Below are 23,382 nucleotides of genomic sequence, written 5' to 3'. Positions count from 1 at the left end.
TACATATTTTTTCTGGTTGCATTACTGTGGCCGCATGCCGCACTCCGATTCCTCGCTCCGTGACGCCCTCAGCCGGGAACGCGCCCACCACGACGCCTGCCGGGCCGCCCTGACCGCCATGATCGACGGCGCTCGGGAGCAGGTCACCGTCGGTGAGCACGCCTCCGCGTCCGGCGCCGACGCCGAGGTGCTCGGCCGGCAGCTGCGCGGCCAGGCGAGGGAACTGCGCGAACTGCCCCCGGGCCAGCTGTTCTTCGGACGCCTCTACTTCGCCCGCGCCGACCCGGCCGCGGGCGACCACGCCGGGCAGACCTACCACCTCGGACGCATGCGCATCGCCCGCGAGCCCTCGGCACCACCCCTCGTGGTCGACTGGCGCGCACCGGTGGCACGCGCCTTCTACCAGGCCGGCACCCGCGACCCGAGGGGCGTCGCCGTCCGCCGCCGGTTCGGGTGGTCGGCGACGGGCCGCGGCGACTCGGCCGACCTGACCGGCCTGGAGGACGAGCACCTCGTCAAGGGCCGTCCGGGCGCCGACGGATCGCGGCCGAGCGACATCGTCACGGCCGAGATCGAGCGCCCCCGCACCGGTCCCATGCGGGACATCGCCGCGACCATCCAGCCCGAACAGGACGACCTCGTCCGCGAGGACTTCGCCGCCTCCCTCTGCGTCCAGGGCGCCCCGGGCACGGGGAAGACCGCCGTCGGACTGCACCGCGCCGCGTATCTGCTCTACACCCATCCGCAGCGCGTCCGGCGGGGCGGCATGCTGATCCTCGGCCCCCACCGGGCGTTCCTGTCCTACATCTCCGAAGTCCTGCCCGCGCTCGGCGAGACGGGGGTCAGGCAGTCCACCCTGGACGACGAGATCGCCCGCCATCCGGTCGGCGCCGAGGACGGGGCGGAGACCGCGGCGGTCAAGCACGACGCGCGCATGGCGGAGGTCCTCCACCGCGCGCTGTACGCGCACGTCCGCGCCGGGGCGGCGACGCCGCTGGTGGTCCCGGACGGCTCGTACCGGTGGCGGGTGCCCGCGGACGAGCTGGAGGGGATCGTCGCCGACGTGCGCGCGGAGGACCTCGCCTACGCGGTGGGGCGCGAGCGGGTCCGCGACCGCGTCGTCGCCGCCGTGCGGGCGCGGGCGGAGCGCCGTGCGGGCCCCCGCACGCCCGGCTGGATCCGGAGGACGTCACGGGCGAGACCGGTCACCGCCCTGCTCGACGCCGTGTGGCCCGCCGTCCGACCCGAACGGGTCCTCACGGAGGTGCTGACGCAGCCGGACGCGCTCGCCGCCGCGGCCGAGGGCGTCCTCGACGCGTCCGAGCAGCGGGCGCTGCTCCGGTCGGGCCCGTCGCGCTCCACCGGGGCGGCCCGCTGGTCCGCGGCCGACCTGGTCCTGCTCGACGAGCTCGCCGGCCTGATCGAACGCCCGGGGAGTTACGGGCACGTGGTCGTCGACGAGGCGCAGGACCTGTCGCCGATGCAGTGCCGCGCCATCGCACGCCGGTCGGCCTTCGCGTCGCTCACCGTCCTCGGCGACCTCGCCCAGGGCACGGCCCCCTGGGCCGCCCGCGACTGGCCTCGGCTCCTCGCCCACCTGGCCAAGCCCGGCACCGTCGTCGCCCCGCTCACCACGGGCTTCCGCGTTCCGCGCGCGGTCGCCGAACTCGCCAACCGGCTCCTGCCCCACCTCGACGTCGACGTGCCGCCGGCCCGCTCCCTGCGCCTCGACGGCAGCGCGACGATCGAGGCCACGCGTGACACGGCCGCGGCGGTGGTCGAGGCCGTGACCCGCGCACGGGAAGGGGCGGGTTCCGTCGGCGTCATCGCCGCCGACTCCGCCACGGACGCGCTGCGGGACGCACTGGACGCGGCCGGTGTCCGGACGGCGGGGCCGGAGGTCCTCGGAGAGCGCGTCAGCCTGGTCCCGGCGACGGCGGCGAAGGGACTCGAGTACGACCACGTGATCGTCGTCGAGCCCGCGGACATCGTGGAGGCCGAACCCCGGGGCCTGAACCGTCTCTACGTCGTCCTCACCCGGGCGGTGTCGGAGCTCCACGTCGTCCACGCCAAACCCCTGCCGGCCGCTCTCGCACCGGCGTGAGGGCGCCCCGGCCGCAGGCCCGCGGCTTCCGCGGGCAGCGGCGAGGGGGTGTCCTGTCGATCATGAGCGCGCCGGATGAGGGTGCTGACGACGACGTGTGAGGGAGCCGTCGTGAAATCAGACGGTCAGCGTGTCGAGCAGCGCACCGGGAGCGTACGGAACCACCTGGACGCGCTCCGGCAGTCGTGCGGCGACCCTCTCCACGACCCTGAGCGTCTCCTCCGGCCGCAGCAGGGGAGAGAAGCGCAGTTCCACGTGCAGTCGGGGGCCGTCCTTCTCCGCCGAGATCCGGAAGCGCGGGCTGCCGATCTCGTGGCTACGTTCGCGCAGCACGGTGATGGCGTGTCCTTCGTGGCCGACGGCGACTCCCGGAAGGTCGCGGACCGCCGCGAAGCAGTCGGCCGGCGCGAGGACGCCGGAAGTGCCGTCCCGAGGTACGCAGTCCTGTTCGCGCCCCAGAGGGCGAAAACCGGACCCAGCCCACAGCGGGCACGGTTCCCCGGGGTCCCGGAGAGCAGTCGCACGGGAGCGCCCGTGAACTCCGGTCCCTCCCGCGCGAGGATGCGCGCGGCGAGTTCGAGGCGGTCGGGGCCGATGACGGGTACGACGGTCGCGTCGGGGCCGTGGCCGAGACCCGCGAGGCCCCTCCGGGCGGTGGACGAACGCGGATACCGGAGCGGGCCGTGCCGGGCGGCCCCGTACTCACGGATCAGACCGGCCCGGTCGACAGGTCGGACAGGGCCTAGGGGCGGGCGGCGGCGCGGGACGTCGTGCCGGTGGTCACGGTGCGGCCGAGTGCGAGGAGGCTGAGGCCGAACATGAGGACGCCGAGGGGGACGTGGACGGAGGGCACGCGGGCGATGCCCGACACGACCTGCGCCGAGGCGAGGACGAGGAAACCGGAGGAGTGGAGGATGGCGCGGGGCGAACCGCCGCCGGGGCGCCAGGCGAGGATCGCGGCGACGACGTACAGCATGGTCGCGCCGTACATGACGCGGGCGCCGACGCCGTGGAGCAGCTCGCCGTACGACGTGGAGAGCAGCAGGCCCGCGGAGACCGCCTGGAGGAACAGGGTCAGGGTCTGCAGGGCGATCGAGACCCGCAGGAACGTGTGACTGCGCTGTGCTGCCGTGGTGTTGGTGGCCATGGTGCGGTCCCCTCTTCTGCCTCGCGGCGGTGGGTCGGTACGTTCTCGATGGTTCGACGACGCAGGGGCGCGAAGTGTGAGTGAGACGCCGGTCACGTCCATGGGTGAGATGATCATTTCGTCGTGCCGGAGGTCGGGCGGGCGAGAAGAACGAGGGAGCGGTCGCGAGCATGAGCACCACAGCCGGGCAGGCGCAGGACCGTCGCGGGCCCGATCCGGGCGACGTCGTCGACGAGCGGGGCCACCTCACCAATCTCGCCTACCGGCTGCTCGGTTCCCTCGCCGAGGCCGAGGACGCCGTGCAGGAGACGTACACCCGCTGGTACGCGATGACGAGGCGCCAGCAGGAGGCGATCGAGTCGCCCGGCGCCTGGCTGACGACGGTGGCGGGGCGCATCTGCCTGGACGTGCTCGGCTCGGCGCGGGCCCGGCGCGAACGCTACGTCGGGGCGTGGCTGCCGGAACCGCTGCCCGACCGCACGGAGTGGTTCAGCGGACGGTCCGCGGACGGCGGGGCCGACCCGGCCGACCGGGTCACCCTGGACGAGTCGGTGAACATGGCCTTCCTCGTCGTCCTGGAGTCGATGACCCCGGCCGAGCGCGTGGCGTTCATCCTGCACGACGTCTTCCGCTACCCCTTCCCCGAGGTCGCCGGCATCGTCGGCCGCACCCCCGCGGCCTGCCGGCAGCTGGCGACCTCGGGGCGGCGGCGGGTCCGCGACGCGAAGGCCGCGGCGGCACCCGCGGCGGGGCAGGCCGCTCTGGTGCGGGACTTCAAGGAGGCGTGGGAGGCGAAGGACATCAAGGCCCTCGTCGGCCTCCTCGATCCCGCCGCCACGATGACCTCGGACGGCGGGGGCCTGGTCGGCACCGTCCTTCGCCCGGTCGAGGGCGGTGACCTCATCGCCCAGTACCTGATCCACATCTCCGACAAGGCCCCGGGGCTGGCGCTCCTGGAGCGCACGGTCAACGGCCGTCCGGGGCTGGTCGCTCAGCACTCCGGCACGACCGTGACGGTCGCCGCGTTCGACTTCGACGGCGGACGCGTCACGCGCATCTGGGCGGTCCGCAACCCGGAGAAGCTCCGCCCCTGGACGGAGCCGGGCGGGGTGTCCGGTACGGAGGGGTAGGGCGTACGGAGGAGCCCCGGGTGGGACGGACGGGGCGAGAGCCGTCGCCGTGGGTACGGCGACGGCTCTCGTGAGCGGGGCGGGGGCGGGGACGAGGGTGGAGAGAGGACGGGGACGGGTCAGGGGCAGCTGATGCGGGTGTCGCCCGCGTCGGTGGTGCAGGTGTCCGTGCCGAGGCCGCCGTTGGCGGTGTCGTTGCCCTGGACGCCGTCGGTGGTGGTGAGGCGGTCGTTGCCGTAGTAGCCGGTCAGGGTGTCGTTGCCCGGGCCGCCGTTCAGGGTGTCGTCGCCGAAGCCGCCGTCGGTGCTGTCGTTGCCGAAGCCGCCGTGGACGGTGTCGTTGCCGTAGCCGGCGCGGACGGTGTCGTTGCCGCCGAGGGCGCAGATCACGTCGTTGGCGTAGCCGCCGGTGAGGGTGTCGGCATTGCTGGTGCCGATGATCGTGCAACCGCGGGCGTTGTTGACCGGGGTGGTCGCGACGGCCATGTTGTTGCCGGCCGCCGGGTCCTGCGGCGACCCGGACGCGGTCGCCGTGTGGGTGATCGTGCCGGTGGAGCGGGGCTCGGCCGTCAGCGTGACCGCGGCGCTCGCGCCGGGGGCCAGGGAGCCGAGGGCGCAGGTGGCCGTCGTCGCCGTGGTCGTGCAGCCGCCCTGCGACGAGGTGGCCGAGGTGAGGGTGACGCCGGCGCCGGAGAGCGTGTCGGAGAGGGTGACGCCGGTCGCGGTGGCGGTGGAGGCCGCGGAGTTGGCGACGGTCACCGTGTAGGTGGTCCGGTCGCCGATGCTGACGGGGGCCGTGGGGGCCTGGGTCACCACGAGGTCGGCCCGGGGAGCGGGCGGCGGTGTGCCGTCGCCGCCCTGGTAGCGGGCGAGCGAGAAGGCGAAGCCCGCCCCGTGGCCGCCCGCGACGATCTTCCCGTCGGGCTGGACGAGGACGGCGCGGGCCTCGTCGAAGTCGCCGAAGCCGGTGACGGCGAACCCGTCGCCGCCGAAGCCGGTGTCGACGCTGCCGTCGGCGTGGAAGCGGGCGAGGCCGAAGTCGTTCGCCTCGGCGCTCGCGGGGTCGTCGGCCCGGCCTGCGAGGACGATCTCGCCGTTGGTCTGGAGTGCCATGCCGTAGGCGGTCCCGCCGTCGCCGGGGAAGGCGACGGAGGTGCGCCCGCCGGTGCCGAAGCCGGCGTCGGGGGTGCCGTTGGCGTTGTAGCGGGCCACGGAGAAGAAGCAGCAGCCGCCGCCCTCCTCCGCGACCACCTCGGTGGTGCCCGCCACGACGATCTTGCCGTCCGACGGCTGGATCGCCACCGCGTTGGCCGTGTGGGCGCCGCCGCCGAAGTCGCTGGTCACCACGCCGTCGCCGCCGAAGCCGGTGTCGAGGCCGCCGCCGGGCAGGTAGCGGGCCAGCGCGAAGCCGCCGTCGCTGCTCAGCCCGGCCATGACGAGCTTCCCGTCGGCCTGCCGCGCGAGGTCGTGCCCCTCCGCGTACCCGGGGAGGGGCGTGGTCACCCGGCCGCCGGTCCCGAACGCCGGGTCCAGGTCTCCGGGTGCGGCCAGCGCGGTGCCGGGCAGCGCGAGTGCGAGCGCCAGGCCGCACGCGGCGAGCGCCCCGGCCCTCCCGCCTGCTCCGCGGTGCCGTCCCGCCGGTCTGAGGTGTACATGGGTCATGGGAGCGGGAACCTCCGTCTTCGCTGGTGTACGGGCAGCGCACAGCTTCCTCGCGGCACTCCCCCGGCTCCCGCCCGGACCGGGCCGTACTGCGCCCGCTGGCCCCCGGGAACCACTCCCGTGAGCGAGCGCGCACGGCGCCTTGCGTGCACGGCGTCCCGCGTGCACGGCGTCCCGCGGGCGCGGCTCCGTCCCGGGTCCGCCTCGGGGTCCGCTCCGTAGGCGGCCTGAGGCCCTGGATACGCTGCCCGTCATGCGCGAGACCACGACCAGCGACGCGACCCGGCGCGAGCCACTGGTCCTCGACGCCGGGCAGGTGGCGTCCGATCCGGGGCTCCGGGCGCGGTTCGCCGGGTCGGCCCACGGGATCCTGGCCGACCTGGTGCGCGGGGGTGCCGCGCTCGGCTGGGTCGAGCCGCCGACGGCGGACGAGGTGGCGCGGCTCCTCGACGGCGTGGTCGCTGCGGTGCGCGCCGGTGACGCGAGCCTGCGGGCCGCGTACGTCGACGGCCGGCTGGTCGGGCTCGGGTACTGGCTGCGCTACGCGCGGCCGACCCACCGCCCGCACGCCGACCTGGAGAAGGTCGCGGTGGACGGCGCCGCCCACGGGCAGGGGATCGGCCGGGCCCTCACCGCGGCCCTGATCGGCGACGCCGAGCGGGCCGGAATCGAGGTCCTCACCCTGGACGCCCGCGGCGACAACACCCGTGCCCTCGCTCTGTACCGGTCGCTGGGGTTCGGCGAGTACGGCCGCCTCCCCGACTTCGTCGCCGTCGGGGAACGCCGCTACGACAAGGTCTTCTGCATGCTGGACCTCCGCCGGGGGCGCTGACCGCCCGTACCGCACGGCCCGGCTGCACGGCCTCCCCGGCGGATCTGCGGCGATTCGCCGGCGGGCCCGTCCCGGAGTCACGCGCGCCCTCGGACCTCCAGGTCGCATGAAGGCGGTCTCCAGCCGGCGGCGCAGGTGGTGGGAGAGCGGGTCGAGCAGGTCGGCGCGGACCACGGGCAGGGAGAGGGCCAGGGCGGCGGGGACGGTGATGGGGAGGGCGGCGCAGACGCTGCCGGGGGCGTACTCCTCGCGTTCCTGGACCGCGTGTCCCCTGCGGAGCCGGGAGAGCTTGTGGAGCAGCACGTCGGCGTCGGGGACGGTGTACGGGGTGAGGGGTTCGACGGGGTGGCGGGCCAGGTGGTCGCGGCGGGCGTCGGGGGCGAGTCGGGAGAGCAGGCACTGGCCGATCGCGTGGGCGTGGGCGGTGCGCCGGAAGTCCGCCCATTGCTCCGCGGCGGGTGTTCCGGGCCCGGAGGACCGGCCGACCATCCTGACCTCGCCCTCGTCGTACCAGGCGTAGTAGATGGCGGCTCCGGTCTGGTCGCGCAGCGCGTCGAGCCGGCTCTGCAGGTCGCGGGCGTTGGCCTGTTCCGGTACGGCTCCGCCGAGGCGGGCCGTGGCGGCGGTGATGAGGTAGCGGCCGCCGTCGCGCTGCAGGTAGCCGTCGTGGGTGAGGGTGCGGAGCAGGTGGTAGGTGGTGCCGATGGGGATGTCGGTGCGCCGGGCGAGGTGTTTGGCGGTGGAGCGCGCGGGGTCCTCGGCGACGGCTTCGAGCAGGCGCATGGCCCGCCGGACGGATCCGATGAGCGTGGGGCCTGCTGGGCTGGGTGGCGTCGTGGCGGGGTTCCCCCTGGGGAGGCCTCTCCTGGCCGTGTGCGTCGGAGAGGCCCGTGGTTCGTTGTCGGGTGCGGTGCGGGGGGGGCGACCCGGCCGTACGTTCCCCCCCGGATCCGTACGTCCTTCGTGTGGTCTCCCCCGCATGGCCCACCATGCCGACACCCTGCCTGACCAGGGCCATTCGACACGAGCGGCGCGGGCCCCGGGCGGGGCCCGCGCCGTTCGCGGGTCGGGAGCGGTCCGTGGACCGCCGGGACTACGGGTTGATGTTGATCTTGAAGGTCGATGTGGTGTTGCGTACGTCGACCGCGTTGCCGTTCAGTTCGAGGCCGTTGAACGTCACTTCGCCCACCGCCGGGCCCTGGCCGGACTCCGGCATCTCGTTGGCCCAGAGGCCGAAGCCGGACTTGGCGTCGTAGGCGTCACCGCTCTTGCGGGCGCCGGTGACGGAGACGTCGGTGAAGACCGTGTCCTTGATGGGGAACTGCGGCTGGCCGCCGACGTAGTTCGTCTGGAACATCACCCCGCTGTAGGTGGGGTCGACGATGTCGACGTGGTTGACCCTGATGCCCTGGAAGACCTTCGAGGCGGAGAAGACCCAGATGCCGGGGAAGGTCTGCGAGCCCCAGAAGTGGCCGCCGGCCCGGACGACGGAGATGTTCTCGAAGGTGGTCGGTCCGGTGCCGAAGCCGTTCATCGGGTAGCCGAAGTCGAGCGACGAGATGGTGATCCCGGAGTAGACGAGCGTGTCGGCGATGTGGATGTTGCGGAAGGTGTTGTCGTAGCCGCCGTAGACGGCCACGCCGGCCGCCCGCCAGGTCAGGGTGGTGGTGAGGTTCTCGTAGACGTTGTTCTTCATGTCGGCGCCGCCGGCGTCGATCGCGGAGAACAGGGCGAAGCTGTCGTCGCCCGTCGCCCGGGCGTCGTTGTTGGTGACGAGGTTGTCCGTGGATCCGTTGGTCATGTTGACGCCGTCGGCGAAGAGGTTGCGGATCCGGGAGTTCTTGATGGTCATGCGGTCGGTGTTGGCGCCCCAGTAGAGGCAGACCATGTGCTCGTTCCAGATGTCGTCGATGACGATGTCGGACACGTTGGAGAAGTCGAACACCTTGCCCGGGCCGTCGATCCGCGAGGTGTAGTTGCCGAAGTAGGCGAAGCCCTTGAAGAGGGAGCCCTTCGCCGACGCCTCGGCGCGGAAGCCGACGTCGGTGTTGTCCTGGGTCGAGGGGGCGTGGAAGGCCGTGTACCACGGTCCCGCGCCGACGACCTTGACGGGCTTGCCGTACACCTGGAACTTGCTCGACGTCTGGTAGTCGCCCGGCGGCAGGTAGACGCCGACGAGGGTGCCGGTGGTGTCCATGCGGACCTTGTCCAGGGCGTTCTGCACGTCCTGGTGCGTGGTGCCGGCCGGCACGGTGTACGCGGCCGGGTCGGGGTTGGCTGCTGGGGCGACCTGCTCCAGGTTCACGAAGTCGATCGCGTACGTGGAGGTGTTGGCCGCGTCCTTCTGGAGCCGGATCTTCGCGCCCGCCGGGACCGTCTCGCCGAGGAGGAGGTGGGCCTCGTCGTAGATGTGGCGCGGGGCGCCGGAGCCCGGGGAGTTGCCGGGCGCGGTCTCGTTGCCGTACAGCCAGGCGTACTTCGAGGTGAGCGGGAGCGCCTTCTTGAACACGCCGTCGACGTAGAGGGAGAGGGTGGAGTCGATGCCGCCCCCGCCGGGGGCGTCGGGGATCGAGAAGCGGGTGACCAGGGTGTTGGTGGCGGCGCGGGTGGTGAACTCGACGTACTCGCCCGTCGCGTCCAGGCTGACGGCCTTGCGGCCGGAGGCCTCGCCGGCGATGTCGCCGACGGTCCGGTTGGGCCCGACGACGGTGGCGCCGCCGCCCGCGGTGCCGTCCTCGGCCTCGTACATGTCGTACGGCATGTTGGCGCCGCGTCCGACGAACAGCGGCTGGGTGGAGGTGTTGTTCGCCCGCTTGGCCGGCGGCTCGTTGGCGTCGTCGGCGAGGACGGTCCGCACGGTGTACGAGCCGTTGGCCGCGGTCCACGGGCCGAGGGCCACCACGGCGGTGGCACCGGCGGCGAGGGTCCCGGTGTGGGATCCGGTGAGGGTCTTGACCGTGGTGCCCCGGGAGTCGACGAGGCTGAGGGTGACGCCGTGGCCGCCCGCGGCGCTGGCGTCGGTGCCCTGGTTCCGCACGGTCGCCCTGAACGTGACGGTGTCGCCCGCGGCCGGGCTGGACGGCGTGGTCGTCACCGAGGCGGTGACGAGGTCGGAGCCGGCGACCGGCTTGACCACCAGGGCGGTGGGGCCGGTGTGGGTGTTGTTGGACTCGTTCTGCTCGATGACGGCGTTCGCCTCGTCGGCGACGGCGCTCAACTGGTAGCTGCCGGCGTCGCGCGCGCCGATGGAGGCGCCGACCGTGGTCTGGGCGCCGGCGGCCAGGGCGCCGACCTGCGCGGTGGCGACCTTGGTGCCGCCCAGGCGCAGTGCGACGGTGCTGGCCGGCGCGGCGGCGGGGCCGCTGTTGCGGACGGTGGCCGACACGGTGATCGGGTCGGCTTCCGTCGGGGCCGCGGGCGACGCGGTGAGGCCGGTGACCTCCAGGTCGGGGTTGGGGGCCGGGACGCCGATGACCTGGAAGTCGGCGAGCTGGCCGGCCGGGGCCCCGGTGTTGGCGGTGAACTTGAGCTGGACGTCGGCGACGCGCCCGGAGACCGGGACGGTCACGCTGTTGCCGCTCGCCGGGTCGAAGCGGAGGCTCTGCGCGGCGGCCAGGGTGGTGAAGGCGGTGGCGTTCTGTTCGCGGCCGAGGACCTCGACGGTCTGCGAGCGGGCCGCCCAGGCGGTGTCCGGGTTGAGCCGGAGGACGAGCCGGTCGAGGTCGGCGTTGGCGCCGAGCTCGACGGTGAGCGTGTGGGGGTAGCTGCCGCCGGCGCCCTCCCAGTACGTCGCCGGGTTGTTGTCGTTGGCGTTCTCGGCGACGAAGGTGTGGACCGTGGAGGAGGCGCTGATCGGCTTGGCCACGGCGAGGTCGGAGCCGGTGCCGCCGGTGCCGTTGCGCGTGACGGCGTTGCTGTCGCCGGACTGGTTGCCCGCCGCGTCCTTGGCTCGCACCCGGTAGGTGACGGTGGCCGAGGCGGGCTGGGTGTCGGTGTACGTCGTGGTGCCGCCGGCGACGGTGGTGCGCAGGGTCCCGTTGGCGTAGACGTCGTAGCCGGTGACGCCGGTGTCGTCGGTCGACGCGGTCCAGGTGAGCTTGACCTGGCCGCTCGCGGGTTCGGTGAGGGCGAGGTTCGCGGGCGCGGTCGGCGCCTGGGTGTCCCCCGCGTCGCCGGTGCGGGTGACGGTGTTGCTGTCGCCCGACTGGTTGCCGGCCGCGTCCCTGGCCCGCACGCGGTAGGAAACGGTCTGGTTCGCCGGCCGGTTGTCGGTGAACGTGGTGACGTTCCCGGCGACGCTCGTGAGGAGGGTCCCGTTGGCGTAGACGTCGTAGCCGGTGACGGCGGTGTCGTCGGTGGCCGCGTTCCAGGTGAGCCGGATCTGTCCGGTGGCGGGTTCGGTGTACGCCAGGCCGGTCGGCGCGGAAGGCGCCCGGGTGTCGCCGGCGGCCGGGCCGTAGACCTCGAACTCGGATATCTGGGCGGCGGGTTGGACGGTGTTCGCGGTCACAAGGACCCGTACGAACCGGGTGGTGGTGGCGTCGAAGGCGAGGGTCGCCGAGTGGCCGCCGGCGGTGTCGAAGACGTACGCCCGGGAGGCCGTGAGGTCGGTGAACGCGGTGCCGTCGGTGCTGCCCTGGATCTTGAGGGTCTGGCTGCGGGCGCCCCAGGTGTCGGGCAGCCGGAGGACGACGCGGTCGACGCGCACTGCGGAGCCGAGATCGGCCTGGAGCCACTGGGGCAGGGCGTTGTTGGCGCTCTCCCAGTAGGTGGCGCGGTTGCCGTCGTTGGCCTGCGGCGCGGAGTAGGCCTGGGTGTGGCTGCTGGCGGTCAGGGTACGGCCGGCCGCCAGGTTCGCCGAGGATCCGTCGGCGGCGTGGACCTCGAGTTCGGAGAGCTGCGCGGCCTGCCAGCCGGTGTTCGCGGTGACGGCGACGCGGACGAAGCGGGTCTGCGTGGCGGGGAAGGCGACGGTGACGGTGTTCCCGGCCCCCGGGCTGAAGGTGTAGGCGGCGGAGCTCTTCAGGGTGGTGAAGCTGGTGCCGTCGGCGCTGCCCTGCACGGACAGGGTCTGGGTGCGGCTCTCCCATCCGGCGGGGAGCTTGAGGACGACCTCGTCCACCCGCTCGGTGGTGCCGAGGTCGGTCTGCACCCACTGGGGGAAGGCCGTGCCGGCGCTCTGCCAGTACGTGCCCTGGTTGCCGTCGGTGATGTTGGCGGCGCCGTACTCGGCGTGGGCGGTGCTCGACGACGTGGGGTCGCCCAGGGCGATGTTGGGCCCTCCCGCCGCGTGGGCGGCCATGAGGGGGCCTCCCAGCGTCAGGAGGCTGGTCGCGATCACGGCGCTCAGGCACCGTGTCCTGCGGTCGCGGAATCTCATCGTTCCTCTGTCTCGTGGGGGTCGGTGTGACGAGGTGAGGTGCGGGACGTGCGGGCGCGCGCGTGTCATCGCGCGGTGGTGACCACGAACTGGGATCCGGGTTCGACGAGGACGTCGCCCTCGGCGCTGCCGGTGATGGTGACGTTCTCGAGGGTGGCGCTGCCCCGGGCTCCGCTCATCGCGAGGATTCCGGAGCCGTTGGTGGACCCGTCGATGCGGACGTTGCTGATCCGCACGTCGGGCATGACTCCGCCGCCCGTCTTGAACTGGATGCCGTCGTAGGTCGAGTCGAGGATGTCGGTGTCGCGGATGGTGACGCCCGGGATGTCCTGGCCCTGTGCGAAGAGCGTGATGGCACCGAACTCCTGGTCCTCGTTCCAGAACGCTCCGCCGGTGCGGTGCAGGGCGTTGTTGGCGATGAGGGTCTGCCCGGTGAAGGGCAGCGGGTCGTGGTCGGTCGCCAGCATGATCCCCGGGTAGTTCATGGTGTCGGAGATGACGTTGTTCTCGATGGTGTTGCCGTGACCGCCGTACACGGCGATGCCGTTGGCACGCCACGGCAGCTGGATCGTGTTGTTGCGGAAGTGGTTGTCGTGACCGATGTCCACCGAGGTGTCCTTGACGTACTTGCTGGACCAGACGGCCAGCGCGTCGTCGCCGGTGTTGCGGAAGGACGAGTTGTAGACGGTCGAGTTGCGGGTGCCGTTGGCGAAGTTGATGCCGTCGGCGTAGGTGTTGCGGACGCGCATGCCGGTGAACTCGACGCCGTCGCCGGGGCCCCACAGCTCGGGGATGTTGGAGTAATCGCGGCCGGCCCACACGCCGACGTTCGCGTGCTCGATCCACACGTTGCTGATCTTCGTGCCCTTGCCGAACCGGCCGTTGAGGCCGACTCCGCCCTCGGCGTTGCCGTCACCGCCCCGGATGGTGCCGGAGCCGAAGATCGCGAGGTCGGAGATCTGGGTGTTGTGGTCGATGTCGAAGCCGAAGTTGCCCTCGTGCGGGTGGTTGATGCCGCCCGCCTGGTGCGGCGGGGTGGTGGTGTGGAGCTGGGAGTGCCACATGCCGGCGCCGCGGATGGTCACGTCGCGGATGCCGACCTGGTTGAACTCGCCGCGGTTCAGCGGGTCGTCGGTCAGGATCTTCTGCTCCTGGCGCCACTGCCCGGCGGGGATCCACACGCAGCCGATCTCGCCCTTCTGGTCGGCGGTGACGGCCCGCTGGATGGCGTCGGTGTCGTCGATGCCGTCGTTGGGGACGGCTCCGTACGCGGTGATGGAGGTGCATCCGGCCGGCTGGGTGGCGGCGGGGGCGACCTGCTCCAGGTCGATCAGGTCGAGGACGTAGAAGGCGGCCGTGTCGCCGGCGTCCCGCTGGAGGCGGAACTTCGTCCCGACGGGGTAGGTCTGCGTCAGCAGGGCGTGGGACTCGTCGAAGAGCCGCCGCGCGTCCCCCTGCGGGGTGTTGGTCAGGCCCTCGGGGCTGTCGGTGGTGCCGTAGAGCCAGCTGTGCTTGGAGGAGAGGGTCAGCTTCCGCAGGAAGGTGTCGTTGACGTAGAGGCTGATCGTCGCCTCGGCGCCGCCGCCCGCGGGGGCGTCGGGGATCGAGTTGCGGACCACGATCGAGTTCGCGGCGTTCGTGGAGGTGAACTCGACGAACTGGCCGGTGGTCGTGAGCCGCACGGACTTCCGGCCCGAGGACTCGGTGGCGAAGTTGGTGTGGCCGAAGGTGCGCTTCGGGTCGCTCGTCAGGAGCGTGCCCTGGTAGCGGGCGTCCTCCGCCTCGTACTCGGTGTACGGCACGGCGGCGCCACGCCCGACGACGAGGGAGCGCGCCAGGACGTTGTTGTTCTCGTCGGTCTCGGCGACCGTGCCGGTGGCGTCGGCCGTGGCGGTCAGGGTGACGCCGCCGCTGGTGGCCGTCCAGGTGCCGGCGACGGCGACGGTGGCGGAGCCTCCGGCGGCGACGGCCGGGGTGGTGCCCTGGAGGGTGGTGGTGCCGGCGGTGAGGCGGGTGACCGTGCCGGCGGGGACGGCGGTGGTGCCGCGGTTCTGGACCGTGACGGTGAAGGAGACGGGCGCGCCGACGGCGGGGGCCGACGGGTTGGCGGCGATGCCGGTGACCTTCAGGTCGGGTCCGGGGCTCTGGCCGACGGTCAGCTTCGTGGCGGCGGTGCGGCTGTTGTTGCCGTTGTCCTGCTCGGCGACGGTGTCCGTCGGGTCGACGACGGCGGAGACGGTGTACGAGCCCATCGGCCGTCGGCCCACGGGGACCGCGACGGTCGCGGACGCTCCGGCGGGGAGGGAGGCCACCGGGGCGGAGCCTGCGACGGTCCCTTCGACGCTGACGTTCACGGTCGTGGCGGCGGCGGTCGCGGTGCCGGTGTTGCGGACCGTGGCGCTGACCGTGACGACGTCCGTCTCGGACGGTGTCGCCGGCGACCAGGTCAGGTCGGTCACCACGAGGTCGGGGTTCGGGGCCGCCGTGCCGAGGACCTGGAGTTCGGCGACCTGGGCGCCGGGGGCGCCGGTGTTGGCCGAGAACGCGAGCCGGAGATCCGCGTAGCGGCCGGTGACGGGGACGGTGACGGAGTTCCCGCCGGAGGACGGGCTGAAGGCGTAGTCGGCGCGGGCCTTGAGGGAGGTGAAGCCGGTGGCTCCCTGGGCGCGGCCGAGGACCTGGAAGGACTGGGTCCGCGGGCCCCACACCTGGTCGGGGTTGAGCTTCACGACGACGGCGCTGAGGTCGGCGTCGGCGCCGAGGCGCACGGTCAGGTCGGCCGGGAAGCCGGCGGACTCCCAGTAGGTGCCGGTGTTGTCGTCGTTGGCGTGGGTGGCGGCGTAGTTCTGGGTGGTGGAGGTCGCCTCGATCGGCTTGCCGCGGGCCAGGTTGGTCCCTTCGACGGGCGGGTCGACGGGGCCGCCGGCCTCTCCGTAGACCTCGACCTCGGACAACTGGGCCGCGTTCCAGCCGGTGTTGGAGTCGACCTGGATCCTGACGTACCGGGTGGTGGCCTCGGTGAGGTCGATGTCGACGGCGTTCGCCGCGGCCGGGTCGAAGGCGCGGGCCCGGGGCGCGGAGAGGGTGGTGAAGGTGCTGCCGTCGGTGCTGCCCAGGACGCCGACGGCCTCGGAGCGCGCTCCCCAGCCGGTGGGGAGCTTCAGCGCGACCCGGTCGACGTCCACGGCGGCGCCGAGGTCGATCTGTACCCATTGGGGGAAGGAGCCGGCCGGCCCTTCCCAGTAGGACTGCTGGCTGCCGTCGGTGACGTTGCGGGCCGGGTAGGCGCCGTGGGCGCCGCCGGCCGTCACCGCCCGGCCGAGCGCCAGGTTCGGCTCCGCCGCCGTCGCGGCGTGCGCGGGGGCGGGGGCGGGGAGCAGCCCGATGGCGAGCAGGCCGGCGGTCAGCGCTCCGGCCGTGAGCCGCCGGCTCAGGTGTGTGCCTCTCATGGTGACCTTTCCATGATCCGGGCCTCGGCTCGCGCCCTGTCCGTGGAGAGGAGGGCTACGGGGGCGTTCGGCGGGAACCCGGCATGACTCCGACAGTGAAGTGCGACGCATGGCCTCACTTTTGAGTGATTCAGTCAATCTTTTGCGTCGCCGAGGTGACAGGTTTCTACCGGGTCACGACTTTGTCAACGGTCGGGGAACTTCCGGACGCAAAAAAGCACCGGCACCGGGCGCCTCGGGGGCGTCCTCGGTGCCGGTGCCGGCGGGAAGGGAGGGAACGAAGGGCGGGGGCCGGACTCAGCCGACGGGCGGCTGCGCCGTCGACCCGCGGACGACGAGTTCGGGCTCGAAGAGCAGCTCGCCGGGGTGGGTCTGGGTGCCCTGGATCTGGGCGCAGAGCAGTTCGACGACCGCGCGGCCCATGGCCTCGATGGGCTGGCGGACGGTCGACAGCGGGGGCTCGGTGCAGTTCATGAAGGCCGAGTCGTCGAAGCCGACGACCGACACGTCCTCCGGCACCGAGAGCCCCCGCCGGCGCGCGGCCCTGATGGCCCCGAGGGCCAGCGGGTCGCTCGCGCACACGATCCCGGTGACCCCGCGCTCCAGGAGCCGGGCGGCGGAGGCCTGGCCGCCCTCCAGGGAGAAGATCGACCGCTCGACGAACTCGTCGGTCAGCTCCCTGCCGGTGGCCGCGACGACGCCGCGGGCCGCTTCGAGCTTGCGGCGGGAGGGGATGTGGTCGCCGGGGCCGAGGACCAGGCCGATCCGCTCGTGCCCGAGGGAGGCGAGGTGGCGCCAGGCCTGCTCGACGGCGACGGCGTCGTCGCAGGAGACACAGGGGAAGTTCAGCCCCTCGATCGCGGCGTTGATGAGGACCACCGGGATGTTGCGCTCCGCCAGCTGGTGGTAGTGGTCGTGCGGTGCGGCGGCCTGCGCGAACAGCCCTCCGGCGAAGACCACGCCGGAGACCTGCTGCTGCAGCAGGAGGTCCACGTAGTCGGCCTCGGACACGCCCCCCTTGGTCTGCGTGCAGAGCACGGGGGTCAGCCCCTGCTGCGCGAGCGCACCCCCGATGACCTCGGCGAACGCCGGGAAGATCGGGTTCTGGAGCTCCGGAAGGACCAGGCCGACGAGCCGGGCGCGCTCGCCGCGCAGCTGCGTGGGCCGCTCGTATCCGAGGACGTCCAGGGCGGTGAGCACGGACTGCCGTGTCGCTTCGGAGACCCCGGGCTTGCCGTTGAGGACACGGCTGACCGTGGCCTCGCTGACCCCCACCTTCTTCGCCACTTGAGCAAGTCGTCGCGTCATGAGCGCAAGACTAGCGCAAGTAACGCAAGCGAGTTGCAGGTATCGGTCATCGATCGCGCCCGACATCGCCCGGTACGCCCCCTCGGGCGGACCGGCCGGGCGCCATCGTGGCGCGGGCATGCCGAAGGCCGCCCCCGGCGGTGCCGGGGGCGGCTCTCAGGTGGCGGGAAGGGCCGCGGGTCAGCCGGAGGTGGCCTCCCGGTGGGCCCGGACGATGTCCGCGTACCGTCGCCCGCTGCTCTTCACGGTGCGCCGCTGCGTGGCGTAGTCGACGTGGACGAGGCCGAAGCGCTTGTCGTAGCCGTAGGCCCACTCGAAGTTGTCGAGCAGGGACCAGGCGTAGTAGCCGGCGAGCGGGGCACCCTTGCGCAGCGCGGCGGCGCAGGCGGCGAGGTGCTGCTCCAGGTAGCGGGTGCGCTCCGGGTCGTGGACGCTGCCGTCGGGGCCGACGGTGTCGGGGAAGGCCGAGCCGTTCTCGGTGACGTACAGCTTGCGCACGCCGTAGTCCTCGGTGAGCCGCAGCAGGAAGGCCTCCAGGCCGCCGGCGTCGATCTGCCAGTCCATGCCGGTGCGCGGCACGTCGGGCAGCCGGACCTCGGTGGCGTACGGGACGGGGCCGGCGGGGTCGTCGGCGACGGTGGCCGGGAAGTAGTAGTTGAGGCCGTGCCAGTCCAGCGGGGCGGCGATGGTGTCCAGGTCGCCCGGCCGCTCGGGGAGTTCGACCCCGTACAGCTCGCGCATGTCGGCGGGGAAGCCGCGGCCGTACACCGGGTCCAGCCACCAGCGGTTGGTGTGGCCGTCCATGCGGGCCGCCGCGGCGACGTCCTCGGGCCGGGTGGAGGCGGGCGCGACGGTCGAGTGGTTGGTGACCAGGCCGATCTGCGCGCCCGGCGCGGCGGCGCGGACGGCCTGCGTGGCGAGGCCGTGGGCGAGCAGGAGGTGGTACGAGGCGCGGACGGCGGCCGTGAGGTCGGTGAGGCCCGGGGCCATGCGCCCTTCCAGGTGGCCTATCCAGCCCGAGCAGAGGGGCTCGTTGAGGGTGGCCCACTGGGTGACGCGGTCGCCGAGGCGTTCGGCGACGACGGTGGAGTAGGCCGCGAGGCGTTCGGCCGTCTCGCGGACGGTCCAGCCGCCGCGGTCCTGGAGGGCCTGCGGCAGGTCCCAGTGGTAGAGGGTGACGGACGGGGTGATCCCGGCGTCGAGGAGGCCGTCGACGAGCCGGTCGTAGAAGTCGAGTCCGGCCGCGTTGACCGGTCCGTCGCCGCCGGGCAGCACGCGGGGCCAGGCGACGGACAGCCGGTAGGCGTCGGTCCCGAGCTCCTTCATCAGGGCGACGTCCTCGGGCCACCGGTGGTAATGGTCGCAGGCGGTGTCGCCGTGGTCGCCGTTGTCGACGGCACCGGGGGTGTGCGAGAACGTGTCCCAGATTGAGGGGCCGCGGCCGTCCTCGGCGACGGCGCCCTCGATCTGGTACGCGGACGTGGCCGTGCCCCAGGTGAAGGAGGGCGGGAAGGCGGCGAGGTCGAGCGGTTCAGACACGGGAGTCCTTTCAGTGGCGGTGGCGCCGGTGGGCGGCGTCACTTGACCGCGCCGGCGGTGAGGCCGGTGACGAGGTAGCGCTGGAGGAGGAGGAACCCGGCGACGACGGGCACGCTGACCACGAGGGAGGCGGCCATCACCTGGTTCCAGTAGACGTCGTTCTGGGTGGCGTAGCCCTGGAGGCCGACGGCGAGGGTGCGGGTGGTGTCGTTGGTCATGACCGAGGCGAAGAGGACCTCGCCCCACGCCGTCATGAAGGCGTACACGGCGACGGCGACGATGCCGGGGACCGCGGCGGGCACGATGACCCGGAAGAGGGCCCCGAAGGGGCCGCAGCCGTCGACCTTGGCGGCTTCGTCGAGGTCGCGCGGGACCGCGTCGAAGTAGCCGATGAGCATCCAGACCGAGAACGGCAGTGAGAAGGTCAGGTACGTGAGGATCAGACCGCCGCGCGAGCCGAAGAGGGCGATGCCGGTGGCGTTGCCGATGTTGACGTAGATGAGGAACAGCGGCAGCAGGAAGAGGATGCCGGGGAACATCTGCGTGGACAGCACGGTGACCGTGAAGACGCGCTTGCCGCGGAAGTCGTACCGGCTGACCGCGTAGGCGGCGAAGACGGCGATGGTGACGGAGCAGACCGTCGCCGCGCCGGCCACGACGACCGAGTTCACGAAGTAGTCGGCGAGCGGGACGGTCTCCCAGATGTCGAAGTACGGCCGGAGGGTGAGCCCGGAGGGGATCCACTGGAACTTCCCCGAGACGTCCTCCAGCGGCTTCAGGGAGCTGGAGACCATCACGTACACCGGCAGCAGGACGAAGCCGGTGAGCAGGGTGAGGAAGATCCGGCGGCTCCAGAGGAAGGAGCGGGGCATGGCCATCGGGGAGCGCGGGCGCCTCCGTGCGGTGTCAGGCATCGCTCGCCTTCCTTCCCCGGGTGGTGAGGAACAGGTAGCCGCCCGTGACGACCAGGAGGAAGAGCAGCAGCAGGACGGACATCGCCGAGCCGGTGCCGAAGTTCCAGGTCTGGAACGAGGACTGGTAGATGTGCAGGGAGATCAGGTCGGCGGACTCGGGGGCCGCCTTCCCGAAGAGGACGAAGGGGGTGTTGAAGTCGTTGAAGGTCCAGAGGAAGAGCACGAGGACCAGGACCTGGTTGACCGGGCGGAGGGACGGCAGGGTGATGCGGCGGATCTGCTGCCAGACGCCGGCCCCGTCGAGGGCCGCGGCCTCGTAGATCTCCTTGGGGATGTTCTGGAGCCCGGCCATCATGATGAGGAAGGCGAAGGGCCAGCCCTTCCAGACGGAGACGACCAGCAGGGTCACGAAGGCGTTGTCGCCGATGAGCCAGAAGGCGGGGCTGTCGCCGATGCCGAGCTGGTCGTGCAGCACGTGGTTCACGAGGCCGTTGTCCCGCTGGAACATGAACGCCCAGGTGATGACCGCCGCGTAGACCGGCAGGGCGTACGGGACGAGGAAGAGCGCCCGCAGGAAGCCCCGGCCCCTGAAGGTCTCCTGCATGAAGATCGCGGCCGCGGTGCCGAGCAGCCAGCACAGGCCGACCGAGCAGAGCGTGAAGACGCAGGTGGTGAGGAACGAGGCGAGCAGGGCCTCGCCGACGGGGGCGTCGAAGTCGACGGAGACGGCGTAGTTGTCCAGGCCGGCCCAGGGCGCGCTGCTCCAGTCGCGGATGAAGAACTGGGTGAGTTCCCGGAAGCTCATCACGATGCCCATGAACATCGGCACGAGGTGGACCAGGAGTTCGAGGAGCAGGGCCGGCAGGAGCAGCAGGTACGGCAGGCTGACGGCCTTGAGCCGCCCGGGGCGGCGCCGGCGGGGCGCCGTCCCGGGGGTGTGCCGCCGTCCGCTCCGTCCGCCGGTCTTCTCGATGGCGGTGGTGGTCATGGTGGCGTCCGGACTCACTTCTTGGGCATCTGCTGCTGGGCCTTTTCGAGCTTGGCCCGGACCGACTCGGTGGTGACGGCGCGGCCGGCGGCGGCGTCGGCGAACAGCTCCTTGACCGCGGTGCCGACGACGGTCTCGAACTGCGACTCCTCGGGGACCTGCGGGAGGGCGGCGGCGCTGGTGGCGAGCGTGTCGCGCAGGACGGCGAGGGCGGGGCCGTTGAACGCGGGGTCCTGCTGGGCGCTCTTCACCGGCGGGATGGAGCCGTAGGCCGTGTTGAGGATCTTCTGCTCGGCGTCGCCGGTCATGAAGTTCACGAACTTGAGGGCGCCGTCGATGTTCTTGGTGTTCTTGAAGACGGCCAGGTTGATGCCGGCGACCATGGAGTTGGTGGCCTTGCCCTGGCCGGGGGCGCCGGACGGGACGGGCGCGGGGGCGACGCCCCACTCGTCGTCGGCCATGCCCTGGGCCTTGAACGTGGCGGAGGCGGTCTGCCAGAGGACCATGGCGGTCTTGTTCTTGGCGAAGTCGCTGAGGGACTGGTTCTGGGCGTACTCGGCGTTGCCGGGGGCGACGATCTTGTCGACGGCCATGAGGTCGACGTACTGCTTGACGGCGGCGACGGCACCGTCGGAGGTGAAGTCGGCCTTGCCGTCGGGGGTGAAGAAGTCGGCGCCGTGCTGCTTGCCGAGGACGAAGACCTGGTGGATGTTGTTGGAGAGGTTGGAGCCCTCGACGCCGATGCCGGAGCCGCCGCCCTTGGTGATCTTCTTGCCGGTGGCGATCAGCTCGTCCCAGGTGGCCGGGGGCTTCTCCACGCCGGCGTCCTTGAACATCTTCTTGTTGTAGTAGAGGGCGTACGCCATGGAGTACAGCGGGACGGCGGCCGGGTCCTGGCCCTGGACGCCGGTGGAGCCGAGGGCGGAGTCGACGAAGCGGTCCTTGCCGCCGATCTTCTCGAAGTTCTTCGCGTCCCAGGGCAGCAGGGCGCCGCTGGCCTGGAGGGAGGCGCTCCAGGTGTTGCCGATGTTGAGGACGTCCGGACCCTGGCCGGAGGTGGTGGCGGTGAGGATGCGGTTGAGGAGGTCGGACCAGGGGACGACCTCCAGCTTCACCTTGATGCCGGTCTCCTTCTCGAACTTGTCGAGTTCGGGCTGGAGGACCTTCTTGTCGACCTCCAGGCTCGCGCCCTGGTTGGAGGCCCAGTAGGTGAGGGTCTTCGGCTGGGTGTTGGAGCCGGCCCCGTCCGTGGAGCCGCCTCCGCAGGCGGCCGCCGAGAGGACGAGGGAGAGGGTGACGGCACCGACGGCGGCGGCTCTGATTCTGCGCATGGTCCCAAGGGCCTTTCTAGGGGGCGTGGGAAGTCGGGGAGGAGGGAGCGCGACGTCCCGCGTTCAACCTCCGAAGCCCTCTCCCGACTTAATTTAGGATGTGAGTTAAACCTCAAGCGAAGGTGGCGTCAAGAGGTCCGCCAGGGGTATGTTGCGAATCCGATCCAAGGGAAGAGGGTGCTCGGTGAGCGTACGCAGCGGCCGGACCGTGCGTGACCTGCGGCGGGAGAACCGCACCGCGGTACTGCAACGGTTGTATTTCGACGGGCCGATGAGCCGCTTCTCGCTGGGCCCCGCGACCGGACTGAGCTCGGGTTCGGTGAGCAACGTCGTGGCCGAACTCGTCGCGGACGGCCTCGTGGAGGAGGCCGGCAGCGTCGACTCGGCCGGCGGCCGCCCGCGCACCCTCCTCCGCATCCGCCGGACGAGCGCCTACATGATCGGCGTGGACGTCGGCGAGACCCGCGTCCGCGTCGAGCTGTTCGACATGGCGCTCACCGAACTCGCCCGCGTGGAAAGGCCGCTGGACCCGGAGGGCCCCCGCCGCGTCGACCGGTACGAGGTCGGCGTCGTCGTCGGCCACGTCCGCGACGGCGTCGAGGAGGTCGTCCGGCAGGCCGGCATCGACCCCGAGCGGCTGCTCGGGGTGGGCGTCGGCGTCCCCGGCATCGTCGTCCGCGACCCCGAGGGCCCCGCCGTCGTGCACGGCCAGACGATCGGCTGGGACGCCGTCCCCCTGGAACGCCTCCTGCGTGAGGCCGTGCCCCTGCCCCCGTCCGTGCCGTACGTCATCGACAACGGCGCCAAGACCCTCGGCCAGGCCGAGATGTGGTTCGGCGCCGGCCGGGGCGTCCGCAACGCCGTGGTCGTCCTCTTCGGCTCGGGCGTCGGCGCCTCGGTCGTCTCCGACGACCTGCGCCCCGGCCGGGCCGTGGAATGGGGACACCTCACGGTACGGGTCCGCGGCCGCCGGTGCCGCTGCGGCGCCCTGGGCTGCCTGGAGGCGTACGCGGGCGCCGAGGCCCTCCTCGAACGCTGGCGCGAGGCCGGCGGGAAGCCCCCGACCGGCGCGGACGAGGAGACCGCCCTCACCGCGATGCTCGCCGCCGCCTACCCGGCCGCCCCCGGCACGCACCCCGACGCCACCGCGCTCGCCGTCCTGGAGGAGACCGCCGAATACCTCGGCGCCGGCTTCGCCGACCTCATCAACCTCTTCCAGCCCGAACGCATCCTCGTCGGCGGCTGGGCGGGCCTCCAGCTCGGCACCCGCTTCCTGGACACCGTCAGGGGATACGCGAAGGAGTACGCCCTCACCTTCCCCGCCTCCCGCGTACACATCGGCCTCGGCACCCTCGGCCCCGACGCCGTCACCGTCGGCGCGGCCATCCTCCCCCTCGCCGACTTCTTCGCCCGCGGCGGCCGCCTCGCCCCCCCGAACCCCGAGGAGGCCGCCCCCGCGTGGCAGGAGACGCTCCGGGAGCGGGCCGCGCACTAGCAGTTGTCCGGCTCGTCGCCTGCGGGGATTCTCGTAGTGAGGGCTCGTTTCGCCGCCCGGCCCGGCCCCGCCGGGGTCGGGCCGGGCGGTCCGGGCCTCTGGTC

Annotated in this window: 14 protein-coding genes and 1 pseudogene; 4 read left to right on the top strand and 11 right to left on the bottom strand. The window is 72.4% G+C overall.

The genetic code is table 11. The annotated features are described in order from the left end of the window. Positions 1 to 34 precede the first annotated feature (34 nt). On the top strand, positions 35 to 2,104 hold the full coding sequence (locus ACIQFX_RS08750) for a HelD family protein (protein ID WP_402460216.1): 2,070 nt from the start codon (positions 35 to 37) through the stop codon (positions 2,102 to 2,104). Positions 2,105 to 2,221: 117 nt separating this feature from the next. Here the strand turns inward: ACIQFX_RS08750 and ACIQFX_RS08745 are convergent, their stop codons facing one another. Then, positions 2,222 to 2,437: a hypothetical protein gene (locus ACIQFX_RS08745; RefSeq protein WP_402460213.1), complete on the bottom strand. Its 216-nt coding sequence runs from the start codon at positions 2,435 to 2,437 to the stop codon at positions 2,222 to 2,224. A 409-nt stretch (positions 2,438 to 2,846) separates the two neighbouring features. Further along, positions 2,847 to 3,251: a hypothetical protein gene (locus ACIQFX_RS08740; RefSeq protein ID WP_402460211.1), complete on the bottom strand. Its 405-nt coding sequence runs from the start codon at positions 3,249 to 3,251 to the stop codon at positions 2,847 to 2,849. 170 nt (positions 3,252 to 3,421) lie between these two features. Here ACIQFX_RS08740 and sigJ point away from each other — a divergent pair, with 170 nt between their 5' ends. Then, complete coding sequence (gene sigJ / locus ACIQFX_RS08735) at positions 3,422 to 4,381, top strand: RNA polymerase sigma factor SigJ (protein WP_402460209.1); 960 nt, start codon at positions 3,422 to 3,424, stop codon at positions 4,379 to 4,381. 119 nt (positions 4,382 to 4,500) lie between these two features. On the opposite strand, the gene ACIQFX_RS08730 is transcribed toward sigJ, so the two are convergent. Beyond that, positions 4,501 to 6,042: a calcium-binding protein gene (locus tag ACIQFX_RS08730; protein ID WP_402460207.1), complete on the bottom strand. Its 1,542-nt coding sequence runs from the start codon at positions 6,040 to 6,042 to the stop codon at positions 4,501 to 4,503. Positions 6,043 to 6,295: 253 nt separating this feature from the next. Between ACIQFX_RS08730 and ACIQFX_RS08725 the strand changes: the two genes are divergently transcribed. Next, entirely contained in the window at positions 6,296 to 6,874 is a 579-nt protein-coding gene (locus ACIQFX_RS08725; protein WP_402460205.1) for a GNAT family N-acetyltransferase, read from the top strand. A gap of 228 nt (positions 6,875 to 7,102) precedes the next feature. Here ACIQFX_RS08725 and ACIQFX_RS08720 read toward each other — a convergent pair. From ACIQFX_RS08720 to ACIQFX_RS08685, 8 genes and pseudogenes are all read right to left on the bottom strand, one after another. Further along, a pseudogene (locus ACIQFX_RS08720) lies at positions 7,103 to 7,657 on the bottom strand (IclR family transcriptional regulator); the annotation flags it as partial. A gap of 310 nt (positions 7,658 to 7,967) precedes the next feature. Beyond that, positions 7,968 to 12,254 carry a discoidin domain-containing protein gene (locus ACIQFX_RS08715; protein WP_402460203.1) on the bottom strand — a complete coding sequence of 1,429 codons (4,287 nt, stop codon included), beginning with the start codon at positions 12,252 to 12,254 and terminating at the stop codon, positions 7,968 to 7,970. Positions 12,255 to 12,319: 65 nt separating this feature from the next. Beyond that, positions 12,320 to 15,703, bottom strand: coding sequence for a CARDB domain-containing protein (locus tag ACIQFX_RS08710; protein WP_402460201.1), 3,384 nt, complete (start codon positions 15,701 to 15,703; stop codon positions 12,320 to 12,322). Between the two features lie 297 nt (positions 15,704 to 16,000). Then, positions 16,001 to 17,011, bottom strand: coding sequence for a LacI family DNA-binding transcriptional regulator (locus ACIQFX_RS08705; protein WP_402460200.1), 1,011 nt, complete (start codon positions 17,009 to 17,011; stop codon positions 16,001 to 16,003). Positions 17,012 to 17,191: 180 nt separating this feature from the next. Beyond that, a complete protein-coding gene (locus ACIQFX_RS08700; RefSeq protein WP_402460198.1) occupies positions 17,192 to 18,550 on the bottom strand; it encodes a GH1 family beta-glucosidase in 1,359 nt (452 codons plus the stop codon). Between the two features lie 38 nt (positions 18,551 to 18,588). Further along, positions 18,589 to 19,428, bottom strand: coding sequence for a carbohydrate ABC transporter permease (locus ACIQFX_RS08695; protein WP_402460696.1), 840 nt, complete (start codon positions 19,426 to 19,428; stop codon positions 18,589 to 18,591). A 28-nt stretch (positions 19,429 to 19,456) separates the two neighbouring features. Next, positions 19,457 to 20,452: a carbohydrate ABC transporter permease gene (locus tag ACIQFX_RS08690; RefSeq protein WP_402460196.1), complete on the bottom strand. Its 996-nt coding sequence runs from the start codon at positions 20,450 to 20,452 to the stop codon at positions 19,457 to 19,459. Between the two features lie 14 nt (positions 20,453 to 20,466). Continuing rightward, a complete protein-coding gene (locus tag ACIQFX_RS08685; protein ID WP_402460194.1) occupies positions 20,467 to 21,783 on the bottom strand; it encodes an ABC transporter substrate-binding protein in 1,317 nt (438 codons plus the stop codon). Positions 21,784 to 21,967: 184 nt separating this feature from the next. Between ACIQFX_RS08685 and ACIQFX_RS08680 the strand changes: the two genes are divergently transcribed. Further along, entirely contained in the window at positions 21,968 to 23,278 is a 1,311-nt protein-coding gene (locus tag ACIQFX_RS08680; RefSeq protein ID WP_402460192.1) for an ROK family protein, read from the top strand. Positions 23,279 to 23,382: the final 104 nt, after the last annotated feature.

Origin of the sequence: Streptomyces sp. NPDC093089 (assembly GCF_044754405.1) — a bacterium.
In the GTDB taxonomy this organism is placed as follows: Bacteria; Actinomycetota; Actinomycetes; order Streptomycetales; family Streptomycetaceae; genus Streptomyces.
This window is presented reverse-complemented; position numbering and strand designations above follow the sequence as displayed.